General features: G+C 71.2%; 10 protein-coding genes. 4 read left to right on the top strand and 6 right to left on the bottom strand.

Annotation, left to right across the window (positions count from 1 at the left end):
* From ACFSJS_RS25140 to ACFSJS_RS25115, 6 genes are all read right to left on the bottom strand, one after another.
* On the bottom strand, nucleotides 1-6,369 hold the full coding sequence (locus ACFSJS_RS25140; RefSeq protein ID WP_380904268.1) for an amino acid adenylation domain-containing protein: 6,369 nt from the start codon (nucleotides 6,367-6,369) through the stop codon (nucleotides 1-3).
* The gene (locus ACFSJS_RS25135; protein WP_380904266.1) at nucleotides 6,366-7,550 is read right to left on the bottom strand and encodes a cytochrome P450; all 1,185 of its coding nucleotides are present in this window, start codon (nucleotides 7,548-7,550) and stop codon (nucleotides 6,366-6,368) included. The genes ACFSJS_RS25140 and ACFSJS_RS25135 overlap by 4 nt, the downstream gene beginning before the upstream one ends.
* Nucleotides 7,551-7,552: 2 nt before the next feature.
* A complete protein-coding gene (sbnA, locus tag ACFSJS_RS25130; RefSeq protein WP_380904264.1) occupies nucleotides 7,553-8,554 on the bottom strand; it encodes a 2,3-diaminopropionate biosynthesis protein SbnA in 1,002 nt (333 codons plus the stop codon).
* Nucleotides 8,538-9,383: a formylglycine-generating enzyme family protein gene (locus ACFSJS_RS25125; protein WP_380904262.1), complete on the bottom strand. Its 846-nt coding sequence runs from the start codon at nucleotides 9,381-9,383 to the stop codon at nucleotides 8,538-8,540. The genes sbnA and ACFSJS_RS25125 overlap by 17 nt, the downstream gene beginning before the upstream one ends.
* 9 nt (nucleotides 9,384-9,392) lie before the next feature.
* A complete protein-coding gene (locus tag ACFSJS_RS25120) occupies nucleotides 9,393-11,006 on the bottom strand; it encodes a DUF885 family protein (protein ID WP_380904260.1) in 1,614 nt (537 codons plus the stop codon).
* An 88-nt stretch (nucleotides 11,007-11,094) separates the two neighbouring features.
* A complete protein-coding gene (locus tag ACFSJS_RS25115) occupies nucleotides 11,095-11,472 on the bottom strand; it encodes an MbtH family protein (protein ID WP_380904258.1) in 378 nt (125 codons plus the stop codon).
* A 530-nt stretch (nucleotides 11,473-12,002) separates the two neighbouring features.
* On the opposite strand from ACFSJS_RS25115, the gene ACFSJS_RS25110 reads away from it, so the two are divergent.
* From ACFSJS_RS25110 to ACFSJS_RS25095, 4 genes are all read left to right on the top strand, one after another.
* Nucleotides 12,003-12,902: a cupin-like domain-containing protein gene (locus ACFSJS_RS25110; RefSeq protein ID WP_380904256.1), complete on the top strand. Its 900-nt coding sequence runs from the start codon at nucleotides 12,003-12,005 to the stop codon at nucleotides 12,900-12,902.
* A 49-nt stretch (nucleotides 12,903-12,951) separates the two neighbouring features.
* Complete coding sequence (gene ectB, locus ACFSJS_RS25105) at nucleotides 12,952-14,202, top strand: diaminobutyrate--2-oxoglutarate transaminase (RefSeq protein ID WP_380904254.1); 1,251 nt, start codon at nucleotides 12,952-12,954, stop codon at nucleotides 14,200-14,202.
* A 127-nt stretch (nucleotides 14,203-14,329) separates the two neighbouring features.
* Entirely contained in the window at nucleotides 14,330-15,616 is a 1,287-nt protein-coding gene (locus ACFSJS_RS25100) for an MFS transporter (protein WP_380904252.1), read from the top strand.
* A 17-nt stretch (nucleotides 15,617-15,633) separates the two neighbouring features.
* Nucleotides 15,634-16,392 (top strand): thioesterase II family protein, encoded by a 759-nt coding sequence (locus ACFSJS_RS25095; RefSeq protein WP_380904250.1) that lies wholly within the window; start codon nucleotides 15,634-15,636, stop codon nucleotides 16,390-16,392.
* Nucleotides 16,393-16,455: the final 63 nt, after the last annotated feature.

Below are 16,455 nucleotides of genomic sequence, written 5' to 3'. Positions count from 1 at the left end.
TCAGGTCCTCTCCACCAGGTCGCGCACGGGAAGCAGCTCGGCCAGGGACGCCGCGCCGGCACCGGCCAGCGCACGCACCGTGGCGCGCAGCCGGCGGGCCAGGTCCGCGATGCCCGCCGCGTCGAACCGGCTTGTCTGGTAGCGGTAGGTCACCTGGTAGCCGCCGTCCCGCTCCTCGATGTCGATCAGCAGCGGATACGGGGCCGCGGCGATGTCCACGCCGGTCTCCGCCACCTCGAGACCGGCCAGTTCGACGGGCCGGGAGGGCGGCTGCATCACGAGCATCACGTCGAACGGCGACCCGTCGCCGCCGGCGGCCGGCGTGAGCAGCGGCGCCAACTCCTGGAAGGGCACGTTCGCCGACCGGTAGGCCCGCAGGGCGCCCGCACGGACGGCGGCCAGTGCCTCGGCGGGCGAGTCGGCCGGGGACAGGTCGACGGCCAGCACCGAGACGTTCAGGAGCGGGCCCACGACCCGCCGCCACTCGGGCCGGTCGCGCTGGGCGATCAGCGTGCCGAGCATGATCTGCTCACGCTCGTCCGCCCCGCTGTGGGTGAGCGCGGCCAGCGCGGTCGCGAACACCATGTAGGGGGTGGTGCCGGTACGAACGGCGAGGTCGCGCACCGCCGCGCCGAGATCGGCGTCGAACACGTCGCCGTGTCCGGCCGACGCCTCCTCGTCCGGCCCGGCCGGCACGACCCGGCCCGGCAGTGCGGACCGCCGGGCCGGACGGCCCACCACGTCCCGCCACAGGGCCGCCGTCTCACCGCGGTCGCGCCCCTCCCACCAGGCACGCTCGGCGAAGCAGTAGTCCGCGAAGCCGTAGTCGGCCTCCGTCCGCCGCCGCCCGTCGTAGCGGTCGGCAAGCTCGCGCAGGAAGACCGTGACGGACCAGCCGTCGCACACGATGTGGTCGATATTGACGAACAGGCCCCAGTCCCGTTCCCCGAGCCGGGCGAGCAGCGCGCGGAACGGCAGCTCCCGGCGCAGGTCGGCGACGACCGCGGCCTCGTCCTCGACCAGCCGGTCGAAGACCGCTTCGCCGAGCTCGGCCACCGGGCCGCGCAGGTCCAGGCGGGCGAGGTCGAACTCTTCGGCCGGGCGGGCGGTCCAGGTGAGTTCGCCGCCGTCGGTGGCGAACCGGGCCAGCAGCACGGGGTGCGCGGCCAGGGTCTCCCGCAGCGCACCCTCCAGTGCGTCCTCGTCCAGGTCGCCGCGCAGCCGCAGCACGCCGGGCATGTTGTAGGTCGGCGCGTGGGGGTCCATCTCGCGCAGGAACCAGAAGCGCTGCTGTGCGGCGCTCGCGGGGACCGGCCTGGACGGGTCCGCGGGGACGCGGTCCTGCGCCCGGTCGGCGATGGCCGGGTCGGCCGCTCGCACGGCGGCGACGAAATCGCGCAGCCGCGGGTTGGCGAAGACGACGTCTACCACGAGCGCCACGTCGAGCAGGGCGTTGACCCGGTCGATCATGGCGAGCGCGAGCAGGGAGTGGCCGCCGAGCTGGAAGAAGCTGTCGTCCCAGCCGACCGTGTCGAGCTCCAGCAGGTCCGTCCACAGGGTGCGGACGGCCGCAGCGAGCGGGTCGTCCGGCTCGGCCGTGACACGGGTGGCCGTCGGTGAGGTGAACGACAGCGAGCGGTAGTCCACCTTCCCGTTCTTGGACCGGGGCAGTCGGCCGAACTCGGCGATGATCGTCGGGATCATGTGCCGGGGCAGCAGCTCGGACAGGACGGCGCGGAACCGCTCGTCCTCGTCCAGGTCGAGCACCGTCGCCACGTCCTGCGGCCCGCCGGGGCGGGACACGTACCCCACGAGCGAGGCACCCGCCGGCCCGTGGTGGACCTTGACCGCGGCCTCGACGACGCCGGGGCACCGGCGCAGCGCGGTCTCGACCTCGCCGACCTCGATCCGCTGGCCGCGGATCTTGATCTGGGTGTCGGCGCGGCCCAGGAACTCCAGATCGCCGTCGGCGTTGACGCGACCGAGGTCGCCGGTGCGGTAGAGCCGTCCACCGGGCACGGTCGCGTACGGGTCCGGGACGAACATCTCGGCGGTCCGCCTCGGGTTGCCCCGGTAGCCGCGGCCGACCGCGCCGCCGCCGACATGCAGCAGGCCGACCACACCGGGCGGCACCGGCCGCAGGTGCTCGTCGAGGACGTGCACGGTGGTGTTGGCGAGCGGCCGGCCGACCGCGGTGGTCATCGACGCGTCGGGTCCGGCCGCGCACAGCCCGGCGGTGACGTCGTCGGTGCACTCGGCAGGGCCGTAGGCGTTGTACACGGGGATGCCGGGCAGCTCCCGCATCCAGCGCCGCAGCACGTCGTGGGTGAGGCTCTCCCCCGTGGACAGCATCACCCGCAGGGCGCCCGGGGTCGCGGCGAAGCCGGTGTCGAGCAGCGCCATCATGTTGGACGGCACCAGTTCCAGCATCGTCACGCCGCCGTCGACGACGGCCTTCAGCAGGCTCGCGGGCGACTGCGAGTCCGGCTCGGGCACGATCCGCACGCGACCGCCGATCATCAGCGGAGTCAGCAACTGCCACACGGAGATGTCGAAGGAGACCGGCGCGGTCTGGGCCACGCAGTCGTGCTCGGTGAGCCCGAACTGCTCGACCATCTGCCACATGTGGTTCGTCACACCGTAGTTGGTGGAGACGGCAGCCTTGGGAACGCCGGTGGAACCGGAGGTGTGAATGATCGTCGAGGTGGCGTGGTCGTGGCAGAGCCGCGGCGGCCGTACGTCGGTGGCACCCGAGACCAGCTCGGCGAGATCGAGCACCTCGTGGCCGCCGAACAGGTGGCGGCCCGAGGCCCCGGCGATGATCGCGGCCGGCTCGACCGCGTCGACCATCGCCTCAGCCCGCCGGGGCGCCTCGCGGGGACTGATCGGCACGTAGGCGCCGTCGGCCTTGTGCAGACCGACCAGAGCCACGAGGTAGTCGGCGGACCGGTCCGCGCTCACCACAACGGTACGGTCGGTGCCCACACCTGCGGCCCGCAGCCGCTCGGCCACATGGTTGGCGCGGGTGTCCAGCTCAGCGTAGGTCAGCCGGACCCGTCCGTCATCGACCGCGACGCTGTCGGGGGCACGGTCGACCCAGTGCTCGAAGGAGTCGAGGTAGTTCTCCGGGCGCGGCACGTCGGGGCCGATCCCTCGGGCGACCAGCGCGGCGGCCTCGTCCTCGGCCAGCAGCGGGAGCGGGCCGGACGCCGCGCCGATGGCGGTGAGCAGCACCGGCAGGGTCCTGGCCACCAGCTCGGCCTGGTCCCGGGAGACCGCGGCGGAGTCGTACTGGAGCTGGAAGTCCAGCACGTCGTCGCGGATCGCCACGTTCAAGCCCAGGTCGGACTGGGTGGTGTGGTCGGGAACCGCGTGGCCGTGCAGGGTGACGGCACCTGCCACCAGTTCGGCTCGTTCGTCCCCGGTCACGATGCCCGCCGCTCCGGGCAGTGAGGCCGTGTAGCAGGTGAACATGGCCTGGAAGATCGTGGCCGTGGCGGTGTCACGGTCGGGGTTGACCAGCCGCACGATGTCGGACAGTGGTGTGTCCGCGTGGTCCAGCACGTCGAGGACGTGCCGGTGGGTGTCGGCCGCGAACTCGGCGAACGGCACCTCGGGGCGGTAGGCGGAGCGCACCGGCACCACGTTGACCAGGTAGCCGACCCACCCGGCCAGGGACCGGTCGGTGCGACCCGCGGTGGGCACGCCGACGATCAGGTCGGACTGGCCCGACAGCCGGTGCAGCAGCACCTGGTAGGCGGCGAGCAACAGGTTGTGCAGGGTCAGCCCGTGCTCACGGGCGTACTCGGCGAGCGGGGTGGCGGGCACCTGGAAGGCGAGGGACTCGCGAGGCGCGCCGGCCTCGGGCCGGCCGAGGTCGGGCAGCGTGAGGGTGGGAAGCTCGCCGTCGAGTTCGAACAGCCAGAAGTCGCCGTGCTCGTGGGGCGCGGCCGGGAGGGGCAGCGGGTGGGGGTCCGCCTGCTCACCGCGCAGGGCGGCGGCGAGGTCGGCCATGACGATCGCGAAGGACGACACGTCGCACACGATGTGGTGCAGGGAGAGCGCGAACAGCCAGTCGTCCCCGCGGCGCAGCAGCGCGGCGCGCAGCGGCGTGCCGGAGCCGAGGTCGAACGGGCGGGTCGCGATGTCGCGGTACCAGGAGGCGGCCTGCTCGTCGGACCAGTCGCGTCCGTCGGCGACCTCGACCTCGGGGGCGTTGGTGTCGCGCACCTCGGCGTACGGGGCGCCGTCGCGCGTGGTGATCGCCAGGCGCAGGCTCGGATGGCGGGCGGCCACGGCGCGCAGTGCGGCGCGGAAGGCCTCGGGGTCGACGGTTCCGGTGACCCGGAACGCTCGCGTCACGTTGTAGTCCCCGCCGTCCTGCCCGGCCCGGTGCAGGAACCACAGGGCGCGCTGCGAAGGGGTGAGCCCGTAGCCGTCGGGCGCCGCGGCAGGGACGGCCTCGGCGGTCGTGGTGGTCGCGGCGGCCGTGGAGGCGGCCACGGCGAGTTCGGCGATCGACTCCGCGCGCAGGGCGACGGTGGGCGTCAGCGTGACGCCGAGCGCCTCCTCCAGGTCGTGCCGCAGGCGGACGGCGGTCAGCGAGTCGGCGCCGAGGTCGGCGAGGGCGGCGTCCGCCGACGGGGGCTCCGCGAGACCGAGCAGGGCCCCGATGTGGAGGCGCAGGGCATCGGTCGGGGAATGAGCCCTCAGCAGCTCCGCGAGCGAGGAGCTGCGCCCGCTCAGCGTGTCGTCGCGCAGGACCGACAGCACACCGTCGAGGTAGCGCTTCCGGACCGCGTAACGCTGGACCTTTCCGCTGGACGTCTTGGTGATGGTGCCGGGCGGCACAATCAGGACCGTGCGGGCTGTGACGCCGTGGACGCGCGACAGAGTGGCGCGGACGCGCGCGGCGATCTCCGGCAGGCGCTCGGCCGGGGTGTGGGCACCGACCTCCTGGCAGACCACGACCGCCTCGTCCCCGTCGTGGCCGACGCCGAAGACGGCACAACGTCCGGGCCTGACCTCCGGGTGGCAGGTGCCGGCGTCGGCCTCCAGGTCCTCGGGGTAGACGTTGCGGCCGCGCTGGACGATGAGGTCCTTGGCCCGGCCCACCACGAACAGCTCGTCGCCGTCGCGGAAGCCGAGGTCGCCGGTGCGCAGGTGGGTGCCGAACGCCTCGCGGCTCCAGTAGCCGTCGCCGTTGCTGTCGCTCGCGACGACGATCTCGCCGACCTGGCCGGCGTCGACCTCGGTGTCGGCGGTGCGGTCGAAGATCCGTACGTCGGCGTGGTCGGGCAGCCGGTACGCGGTCAGCTCCCTGCCGTCTTCGAAGGTCCGGGACACGCCCGGCGCGACGGTGGTGACGAGCAGGGTCGACTCGGCCAGGCCGTAGCAGGGCAGATGCGCCTCGGAGCGGAAGCCGGTGTCGCGGAACGCCTCGGTGAAGGCGCGCAGCGTACGCGGATAGACCTGTGCCGCGCCGTTGAACGCGACGCGCCAGCGGGACAGGTCGAGTCCGGCCTTCTCCTCCTCGGTCACCTTGCGCACGCACAGGTCGTAGGCGAAGTTCGGGCCGCCGCTGATGTCGGCGCCCTCCGCGCTGATGGTCTCCAGCCAGCTCGCGGGGCGCTGGATGAAGGACAGCGGGTCGAGGATGATGCCCTTGGCGCCGGTGTACAGGGGCTGCAGCATCGCACCGATCAGGCCCATGTCGTGGTGGAGGGGAAGCCAGCTGGCGATCGTGGAGTCGGGCGTGACGCCGAACGACCGCTGGATGGCGGCCTCGTTGTGCATCAGCGCGCCGTGGGTCACGACGACACCGCGGGGGGCGCTGGTGGAGCCGGAGGTGTACTGGAGGAAGGCGACGTCGCCGGCGGCGGCGAGCGGCAGGTCCGCGCCGTCGTCGGCGGTGACGGGCTCGATCAGATCGGCGAGCAGCCACTCCTGGGCCTCGGCGAACGCCCGCAGCTCCGCGTCCTCGCCTGCCAGGGCGACGTCACGGACGAACGACAGGGACACGATGAGCGACACGTCGCAGTCCCGGGCCACGTTCAGTACGCGGCGCCGGGTTCCCTCGTCGATCGGCAGCGGCACGGGCACGGCGATGACGCCCGCGGCGAGGCAGCCGAGGAAGGCGGGGGCGAACTCCGGCGCGGTCGGGAACAGCAGCAGTACGCGCGAGCCGGGCCGCACCTTCTCGTGGAGGGCGCGTGCCACGGCGAGCGATCGGCCCCACAGCTGTCCGTAGGTCAGATCGGCTCGCGGGCCGCCGCCGAGCGACGCGATCGAAAGCGCCGGCTTCTCGGCCGAGTCGTGCGCGTGTGCGGCGAGCCGTGCGACCAGCCCGCCCGGGACGAACCCCGTCATTGCTTCTCCTTCCATGTGAACCGGACGGTCGCCTCGCTCGCGCCGAACATGAGACGCGGGTCGAGCAGGCGGGTGCCCGCCGGATCGGCCGCGAAGTCGAGGGTGGAGTCGAGTAGTCCACGCAGGGCGATGCGGATCTCCAGGCGTGCGAGCGGCGCGCCCAGGCAGTAGTGGATGCCGTTCCCGAAGGCGATGTGCGGGTTGGCCGAGCGCTCGATGTCGAACACGTGGGGGGCGTCGAAGACCCGCGGATCGCGATTGGCCGCCGCGATCCACACCGACACCGATTCCCCGGCGGGGATCTCGTGCCCGCCGATCACGACGTCCCGGAGGGTCCTGCGCTCGACCCGGGTGGTCTCCGAGCGGTAGCGCATGACCTCGTCGATGGCCGAGTCGAGCAGCTCGGGCCGGGCCCGCAACTTGGCGACGGCCTCCGGGTGGCGCCCGAGGACGATCACCGCATTCACGAGGGTGATGGTCGCGGCCTGCCCGGTGGACATCAGCAGCGCGATCAGTCCGGCCGTCTCGTCGTCGCCGAGGCGCTCGCCGTCGATCTCGGCCGCGATGAGCTTGCTGGTCAGGTCGTCGGTGGGGGCGGCACGCCGCTTCGCGATGAACTGGTGCAGATACGCCTCGGCGATCTGCGTCAGGGAGAGCACCTTCTGCAGGCCGTTGCCTTCGGCACTCGGGTCGGCGAGTGCCAGGAGGCTTCTCGACCACTCCTGGAAGAGCTGCTGTCCCTTCTCGGGTATGCCGAGCATCCGGGCGATGACCGTGGCCACGACCGGCGAGGCGAACTCCCGTACGTAATCGGCCTCGTCGCGGCCCCGCAGGCCGGCGAGGAAGGTCTCGACGGTCTCGCGGATCACCGGTTCGAGCCCGGCGACCCAGCGGGGGGTGAAAGCCTGGCTCACGAGGCCCCGCAGGTTGCGGTGGCGCGGCGGGTCCATCCAGGTCAGGTTGCCGGTTCGGTACAGGCGCATCGGCGAGTCCCCGGGCACCGGCCGCACCACCTCGTTGGAGAAGGCGCCGTGGTTGGCGAGCACCTCCTTGACCTCCGGGTGTCCGAAGACGTGCCAGCCGCCGGTCCCCGGGGCCCGGGTGACCGGGTCACGGGCGCGCAGCCATTCGGTCAGCGCAGCCTCGTCGGCGGGCGGCGGCGTCCACACGCTCGTCGTCACGCTCATGCTCCCTCGATTGCTGCCGGTGTGAGGTGTTCGGTGACCCAGTCGTCGGCGTAGACCGTGTCGGCGTATGGATTGCCGCTGTCGGCGCACAGGAACGCCACCACCGGCTCCGGGCCCGTGTGCCCGTCGAAGTAACGGGTGATCGCGGCGTAGACGCAGCCGGTGGAACCGCCCGCGTAGATCCCGTGGTCACGCAGCAGGGCCCGGCAGCCGGCCACCTCGTCCCGCTCGGACAGCACGACCACCTTCTTGATCCAGGCGTCGTCGACCAGCGGCGGACGGATGCTGGATCCGATGCCCGGGATGCGCCGGCGGGCCGGCGGGGCACCGAAGATGGCCGAGCCCTCGACGTCGACGGCGACCACGGTGGCATCCGGGTGTTCCTCGCGGAGCCGGCGCGAGAGGCCGTTGATCGTCGCACCGGTGCCGACCCCCACGAAGAGGTAGTCGATCCGGCCGACGTCCTCGAGCAGTTCCCGAGCAGTCAGCTCGTAGTGGCCGCGCGCGCCGTCCGGATTGGAGTACTGGTTCGGCCAGTACACGTCCGACAGCTCCGCGCGCAGCTCGGCGACCCGTACGAGCCGGCTCAGCAGGTAGCCGCCAGTGCCGTCGGGCTCGGTGACCTTCTCCACCCGCGCGCACAACTGCCGCAGCGTCCGTTCCGTGGCCGCGTTCACGTTCGGGTCGAGCACCGGTGCGAAGGGCACGCCCAGCTCGTTCAGGAACGAGGCGAGGGCGAGTGCGAAGTTCCCGGAGGAGGACTCGACCACCGTGGTGGACCGGGTGATCTCGCCGCGCCGCACCGCCTCGCGGAGGATCCAGATCGCGGCCCGGTCCTTCGCACTGCCCGTCCGGTTCTCCAGCTCCATCTTGGCGTAGAGCCGGAGGCCGGGGTGAGGCAGCCGCACGACCGGGGTCCTGGGCAGGTGGCCCAGGAGCGCGTCCACGCGGTCGAGCAGCTGCCTGTCTATCCGCCCTTGGTCAACGCGCGCAGACACGGAAGCCCATGTCGTAGCAGCTGTAGTCGGGCAGGTTGTAGATCCGCACCCACGCCAGGCAGCCACGAGGGTCACAGTTGTTGTAGAACGAGCCACCGCGAATCACGCCGAGCTCGACCTCACCCGCCTTCGTCTTGATGACGCGGCCGGGCTTGCTCGCGTCGTACGGGTAGTGGTGGTAGGCGCTGGAGGTGATCTCCCAGACGTTGCCGGTGAGGTCCACGACGCCGTACGGGCCGGCCGACTGGGGATAGGCGTCGACGGGGGTGGTGTCGGCCACGTTCATGGTGTGGTTGCAGTGCTCGGCGGTGGGCTCCTCATTGCCCCACGAGTAGCGTCGGCCGTCGGTGCCGCGCGTGGCCTTCTCCCACTCCGCCTCCGTCGGCAGGCGGGTGCCGGACCACTCGCAGTAGGCGGCGACGTCGAGGGAGCTGACGTGGGTGACCGGGTGGTTGTCCTTGCCCTCCAGCGTGGAACCCGGGCCGTGCGGGGCGCGCCAGGACGCGCCGTCGATGTTCTTCCACAGGTAGTCCTGGTCGGGGACGACCACAGCGGGGTCACCGATCCAGACCCAGCTCTTGCCCTTCCTCTCCGCGTCGGTCACGTGGCCCGTCGCCTCGACGAAGCGGCGGAACTCGGCGACGGTCACCGGGTACCTGGCCATACGGAACTCGGCCACGTGGACCTGGTGCTCGGGCGCGGCGGCACGGGGCTTGCCGTCTTCGCGCAGCTCGTCGGAGCCCATCGTGAAGGAACCGGCGGGAATGGTGACCCAGTAGTCCGAGGGGAACGCCTCGGCGGGGGTCATTTCTGCCGTCACCTGGGTCACGGATTCTCCTTATGTCGTGGTGGATGCGGCCGGAACCAGCCGGCCGTCGAGGTAGTAGCGCCACACGGTGGACAGCGGCGCGCTGCCGCAGCGCAGCAGCCGGTCGTGGAAGGCCTTCAGGCCTGCGGCGGAATCACCTACGCCGGCCAGTTCGCGCCATCGCCGGATGTGCAGTTTGCCGAGCGTGTACATGGCACCGGCCGGGTTCGCGACCACGGCCAGCACCTCGCGGCCGGCCCGCTCCGGCGACCACGCGCACAGCGTGGCGGCCTCGGCGACGGCTGCGCCGAACTTCCTCCGTCCGGAATGGACGGAGAGGAACACCAACAGGCGGGTGGCGGCCTCCAGCGCGTGGCGCAGGGCCGCGACCTCGACGAGCGGGCGGCCCTCAGCAAGGCCGCGTTCGATCGCCAGCTCCTCGGTGTAGTGAGCCCATCCCTCAGAGGTTCCGGGGAACCACGGCACACACCTGCGGATCACGCCGGCGTGCTGAGGTGTGGCCTCGTGGTGCAGGTAGTGACCCGGGACGGCCTCGTGCACGGCGATCATCTCGAGCATCGGCTCGTTGAGGTAGTCGCCCAGCACGGCGAGGTCGCCCGGCTCGGGGACGTGCAGCACATGCGGCTGAGGCACCGCCTCGAGGGCCCCGGCGTAGTCGAAGATCACCGCCGCGGAGGTCGAGGCGTCGCGGGCGGGCCGGATGTCGAGACCGTACCGGTCGGTGAGGGTGACGACGTCCTGCTCGGCCCAGAACTCCCGCAGCCGCTCGATGATCCCCGACAACACGGTGGCCACCGGTCCGGCGGGGGGCTGCGCACGCATCAGTGCGTACGCCTCCTCCCTGCTGCCCACGCCCAGTCGAGCGGTGAGCGCGTCGAGGCGGGCGACCAGCTCCCGCACCTCGGCCTCGGCCTCGGCCAGCAGCTCGTCCACCGGTGTCTCGATCCCCTCGGCCGCCTCCAGGTACCCGGCGAGCCTGTCGGGGCCGAAAACCGCACGGGCCGGTGCAGTGGCCGCGACCGCGTCCGCGAAGTCCACGAATGCGGCACGGGCCGAGTCGGCCAGCCCCAGGAGAGAGCTGCCGGCCACGTCCGGCCGCGCTGCGACGAGCCGGGCCGCGAGTTTCGGCACGGACACCGCCTGGGCCCTGGCGTTCTCGAAGCCGCTGATCCGCTCGCCCGCCGGCAGAGTGCCGCCGAACGTCTCCGCCGCGGCGGCGAGGAAGTCCGGCAGCTGTGCGAGATGACGCGACAACGCCGCGACGCGCTCGTCGAGTGGCGCGTAGTCCCCGCGCAGGTAGACGTGCACGTCCGCCTCGGCGAGCCACAGGTCGGGACCGCGATGGGGCCGACCGAGCTCGGCGATGCGGAACCGCTCGTCGCTGAGCACCCGCATCGCCGTGCCGAGGTCCGCTCGCACCTCCGGGTCCGCGTTCTCGGGCAGGGCGTCGAGCTGCTTGCGGACCGCGGTCAGCAGGCCGTCCACATCGGAAGGAGCGTCGGGCAGGACGGCGGGAAGCCGGCCGTCGAAGTCGTGACGGCCGGCCCTCCGGCCCACCTGCGGATATCGCTCGAAGATGTTCTCGACCACAGCGGATACGGAACTCAGGGCAGCAGACGTCATGTCACTCTTCTCGGCGAACAGCGAGCCGGTGGCACACGGAAAATGGACGCATAATTTACGTCACAGAATTCGGGACGAATGCGCCCGGCTAGGCCGTCTCGTTACCCGGGTTGGGCTCGATGACATCGCCGTCGTCACCATAGATCACGTCGTCGTCGAGGCTGGCCAGCATATCGCGAAGCTCCTCGGGGGACATCGCCTTCAGATCGTCGGCGTCAACCAGCTGCGAGAGTACCATTCGACTTCCCTGTCCAATGAGAGATCCGGAGTTTTCGAGAGCCTCGCGCACACTCTTCGGCCGCATGTCGGTCCACACGCTTTCGATGTGGTCGAGGCATTCCTGGCGAGGGCGGGGGTCGCCCACCGACGTCCAGCCGTCCGGCAGGTCACGGACCGCCGGCCATATCGAGTACTGCTCCTCGCCGTTTACCACCACGAGGTACTGGGTGTTCTCGTTGTCGAACATCGGATCAGAGGTCCCATACTGTCGGCCCCGATGGGGGATAGGCGGGATGTGCTACCGGTGGGAGTTACTGCCGAATATTCTCTGCCGCCTGTGCGGACGGCCCGAGCATTCATTCTCGGCAGTTCCACCGGATGGAAGCTAGGTCAGGCCGAATGGGAGTGTCAAGAAACGGAAAACGGCAGGTGCCCAGCCACACGGACCGCACTTGTCCGCCCTTGACCATATGGCCGGGCCTGGTAATGCTCGAACCTTGGTAGAAGCACTCGGCAGGCCTTGGTGACCAAAAACCGGGGTGTCGCCGCGACCTGAACTCGCGCACCCTGCAATCCGAGAGGTTATGAGTCGGGCGGAACACGTCCAAGCGGTCCGTCCGAACACGGGCCTTCCCGGAGGGGCCACCACGCACTGTTCGACCGATGCCGCGCCCCACTTGGACACCGGCCGCCGACGATCCCGGTCGCAGCGGTACCCGCGCGGGTGCCCGCGGGCCCTGCCGGCACGCCGACGCGGAATGACGATAGGAGACGCCAGTGACAACGACGGCCCCACCGGTACCTGTGGACGTGCGGACCGAGCTGAGCCCCGAGGAGTTCCGCTCCACATACATGGGGCGCAGGCCGGTGGTGATGCGCGGCGCGGCCGCGCACATGCCCGCGGTGTCCACATGGTCGGCCGCCCACCTCGGCGAGGTGGCGCCCGAGCAGCAGGTACGGGTCAAGGTGGGCACCGTCTCCGCAGGCCGCACCGCCGTCGTCAGCCTCGGCGACTACGCTCGCGAACTCGCCCAGTGGGAGACGGCGGTCGCCCGGGGAGACGACGCGGGCGATCCGCCCGGCTACCTGCACGACGTACCGCTGCTCTCGATGCTTCCGGAGTTGCGACACGACCTGGAGCCGTTCCCCGTCGACTACTTCCCGCCGTTCTTCCGCGAGCAGTGGTGGAAGTTCACGCAGTTCTTCGTCGGCCCCGCGCGCGCGGTGACGCCGCTGCACTTCGACACGCTGCTCACCCACAACCTGTTCTTCCAGATACAGGGGTCCAAGCGGTTCGTCATGGTGGCCGACGCCGAGCGCGACAAGTGCTACACCCACAACTGGCGGTGGGCGGAGGTCGACCCGGAGGCTCCCGACCTCGACCGGCACCCGCTCTTCCGCGACGCGACGGTGCTGACGTGCGACGTCGAGGCGGGTGACATCTTCTACATGCCGCCCGGCACCCTGCACAAGGTCATCTCCCCCGGCGCGTCGATCTCGTTCAACATCGACTGGCACGACCGGGCCAGCGCCCTGCGCGGCCTCGCCGCGGTGCGCGAGGGCATGCCGCTGAAGAACCTGCGGTACAACTCGCTGTTCGCCCTCGGGGTCGTCGCCGGCCTGCCGCGCGGTCTGCTCATGCCGGGCCTGCGCTCGTACTACTCCTACATCTCCTGACCAGAGCCGACTGCGGTCGCGCCACTCCGTGCACGAAGAAGGGACTTTCATGAGTATTTTCGAGCAGCACGAATCGAACGTACGGTCCTACAGCAGGCGTTGGCCGGTCGTCTTCTCCCGCGCGACCGGCAGCCGCCTGCACACCGAGGACGGCCGAAGCTGGCTCGACTTCTTCGCCGGAGCCGGCTCGCTGAACTACGGGCACAACAATCCGGTGCTCAAACGAGCGCTCCTCGACTACATCGGCAACGACGGCGTCACCCACGCGCTCGATATGTTCACCACCGCACGGCACGACCTGCTCGAAACACTCGTCGAGGTCGTGCTGCAGCCGCGGGGCCTGGACCACAAGGTGATCTTCCCTGGCCCGGGTGGCGCCAACGCCGTCGAGGCGGCCCTGAAGCTGGCCCGCACGATCACCGGCCGCAGCGAGGTCGTGCACTTCACCAACTCGTTCCACGGAGCGACGCTCGGCGCACTCGCGGTCACGGGCAACCCCGCTCACCGCCGGAGCGCCGGCGTACCGCTCACCGGCGCGACCCCGGTGCCGTTCGACGGACAGGAGGGGCAGTCCCGTCCGGAATACCTGGCTCGGCTCCTGGCCAACCCGGGCAGCGGTCTTGACCGGCCGGCCGCGGTGATCGTCGAGACCGTGCAGGCCGAGGGCGGGGTGAACGTCGCGAGCACGGAGTGGCTGCGTGCGCTCGCCGACCTGTGCCGGCAGCACGAGGTCCTGCTCATCGTCGACGACATCCAGGCCGGCTGCGGACGGACCGGTCCGTTCTTCAGTTTCGAGGACGCGGGCATCGTGCCGGACATGATCTGTCTGTCGAAGTCGATCGGCGGATACGGGCTGCCGCTCGCGCTCACCCTGGTCCGGCCGGAGCTGGACGTCTGGCGGCCGGGCGCCCACAGCGGCACGTTCCGCGGCGTGAACCCGGCGTTCGTCACCGCAACGGCGGCGCTGTCCGCCTACTGGCGGGACGACGCGCTGGAGAAGTCGACGCGCGCCAGGGGCGAGTGGATCGCGAACGCGCTCCAGGACATCGTCCGGCCCCATGCCGGTCTCGGTCTGCCCACCCGAGGCCGCGGTCTCGTCCACGGCCTGGTGGTCGGGGAGGGAGTGGCCGACCAGGTGGCCGACGAGGCCTTCACCCGGGGTCTGCTGGTGGAGACCGCCGGTCCTCGGGACGAGGTGGTCAAGCTGCTGCCGCCGCTCACGGCCTCCGACGCGGAACTCGCCGAGGGGCTCGCGATCCTTGAACAGTCCCTGCGCGCGGTGGCCGAACGGACCGCATGAGCACGATTATGACCGTCCCGGCTGTCAGTCCGACAGCGATCCCAGACAAGGACCCACTTGTGATCTCACAGCACATCGGCCCCGTTCGCGGCCTGACGCACGTCTCGGCACGGCGGGGAACACGCTGATGGCACAGGGCAGGAGCGGTGGCAAGCGGTCGGCTCTGGCCGAGGCGCTGGCGCCGCTCTACATACGGGACTTCCGCATCCTGTGGATCGGGCAGGCGGTGTCGGCCGCCGGCGGCGGGATGACCAAGGTTGCGCTGATCTTCGCCGTGCTCGCGGTGGACGGTTCGGTCACCGACATCGGGCTGGTCATGACCGCGCAGGTCATGACACAGATCGTCTTCTCGCTGGTCGGCGGGGTGTGGGCGGACAGGCTGCGCCGTCAGATCCTGATGCTGTCGTCCGACCTGGTCCGTGCGGCCGCGCAGCTGGTTCTGGCCGGTCTTCTCGTGACCGGCGCGGCCCAGGTGTGGCATCTCGCCGTCGGTGCCGCGGTCTTCGGTGGCGCCCAGGCGTTCTTCGCCCCTGCCGCCAGAGGCCTGATGGCGGAGATCACGCCGCCGGAACAACTCCAGCGCGGCAACGCGCTGATGTCCTTCTGCATCAGTGCCTCCACCGTACTGAGCCCGGCACTGGCGGGCGTGTTGATCACCTGGTGGGGTCCGGGTCTGGTACTCGCGGCGGACGCGGTCACGTTCATCGTGAGCGCCGTCTCGCTGGCGATGCTGCGGCTCGCACCGCGCAGCCTCCCCCCGGCCGAGACCTTCTGGCGCGACCTCGGAACCGGCTGGCGCGAGCTGTCCGTACGACGGTGGCTGTGGCTCAACATGCTCGTGCACATGCTGCAGAACCTGGCGGTCGCGGCCTACTACGTGCTCGGCCCGGTGATCGCGAACGAGTCCCTCGGCGGGCCGTCCGCCTGGGGCGTCATCGTGTCGGGCTTCGCGGCCGGCGCCCTCACGGGCGGATTCGTCGCGCTGAGGCTGGAACCGCGCAGACCCCTGGTCGTCGGCAACCTCGCGCTGATCCTGACCGCGCTGCCGCTGCTGGCGTTCGCGGTGCCGATGCCCCTGTGGTGCGTGGTCGGCGCGGCCTTCCTCAGCGGTGCGGCCACCCTGTTCCTCGACGCCCTGTGGCAGGCGTCGATGCAGCAGCTGATCCCCGTCGAGGTGATGTCCCGGGTCGAGTCCTACGACTGGCTGATCTCCACCGTCGCCGCGCCCCTGGGTCTCGCCCTGGTGGGTCCGCTGGCCGCCCAGGCCGGTCAGGCCGAAGCGCTGCTGATCGCCGCCGTGGTGATCGTCGTCCCGTGCGGCCTCACCCCGCTGGTGCCCGGCATCCGCGCGGTCCGGCGTGCTCCCGACGGCACGATCAGCGGACCACCCGTCCCCCAGCTCACCCACGTGTGAACGACGAACGAGAAGCCATGGTCAAGGAACAGGGTGAATGGATACGGCGGTTCGAGACGGCGTCCGACAGGGCGGTGCGGGTGGTCTGCCTCCCGCACGCCGGGGGGTCCGCGACCTACTTCCGGCCGCTGGCGGCGGCGCTCGCCTCCACCGCCGAGGTGCTGGCCGTGCAGTATCCCGGACGGATGGACCGCATCAGCGAACCGTACGTCGCCGACTTCGCGGAGCTGACCGAGCGCACGCTCGCCGCGGTGAGGCGCGAAGCGGATCGGCCGCTGGTGCTGTTCGGGCACAGCATGGGCGCACTGCTGGGATTCCAGGTGGCCAAGCACCTGGAGGCCGAGGGGACCCCGCCGCTGGCGCTGTTCGCCTCCGGAGCGCGGCCGCCCCACCAGTCGCTCCCCAGGCACACGCGTCCGCAGAGCGACGAGGAGCTGATCGCGGACCTCGCCGTACTGGACGGCACCGACGAGAGGGTCCTCAACCATCCGGAGCTCCGTGCGCTGGTGCTCTCCGCACTGCGCGCGGACTACCGCATGCTGCAGTCCCACCGACGCGACGACTCCGTGCTCACCTGCCCGATCGTGTCCCTGACCGGCAGCGGCGACCCCGTCGTTTCGATCCACGACGCCGGAGAGTGGGCCCCCCGCACCACTGGCCGGTTCGGCCTGCACGTCTTCGTCGGCAAGCACTTCTACCTCGACGACCACTGGGCCGGGGTGGGTGAGGTGGTCGCGGACCACCTCGCGGCGGACGGGACGTCACGGACGGCCTGACACCACGCACGGCACCCCTCGTCCGCTCGGAGCGGGCGAGGGGTGCCGTGCGTCGTCCGGGAA

This window comes from Streptomyces desertarenae, assembly GCF_042681365.1.
GTDB lineage: Bacteria > Actinomycetota > Actinomycetes > Streptomycetales > Streptomycetaceae > Streptomyces > Streptomyces desertarenae.
The sequence above is the reverse complement of the archived record's forward strand: the minus strand, read 5'-3'. Positions and strand labels throughout refer to the sequence as shown.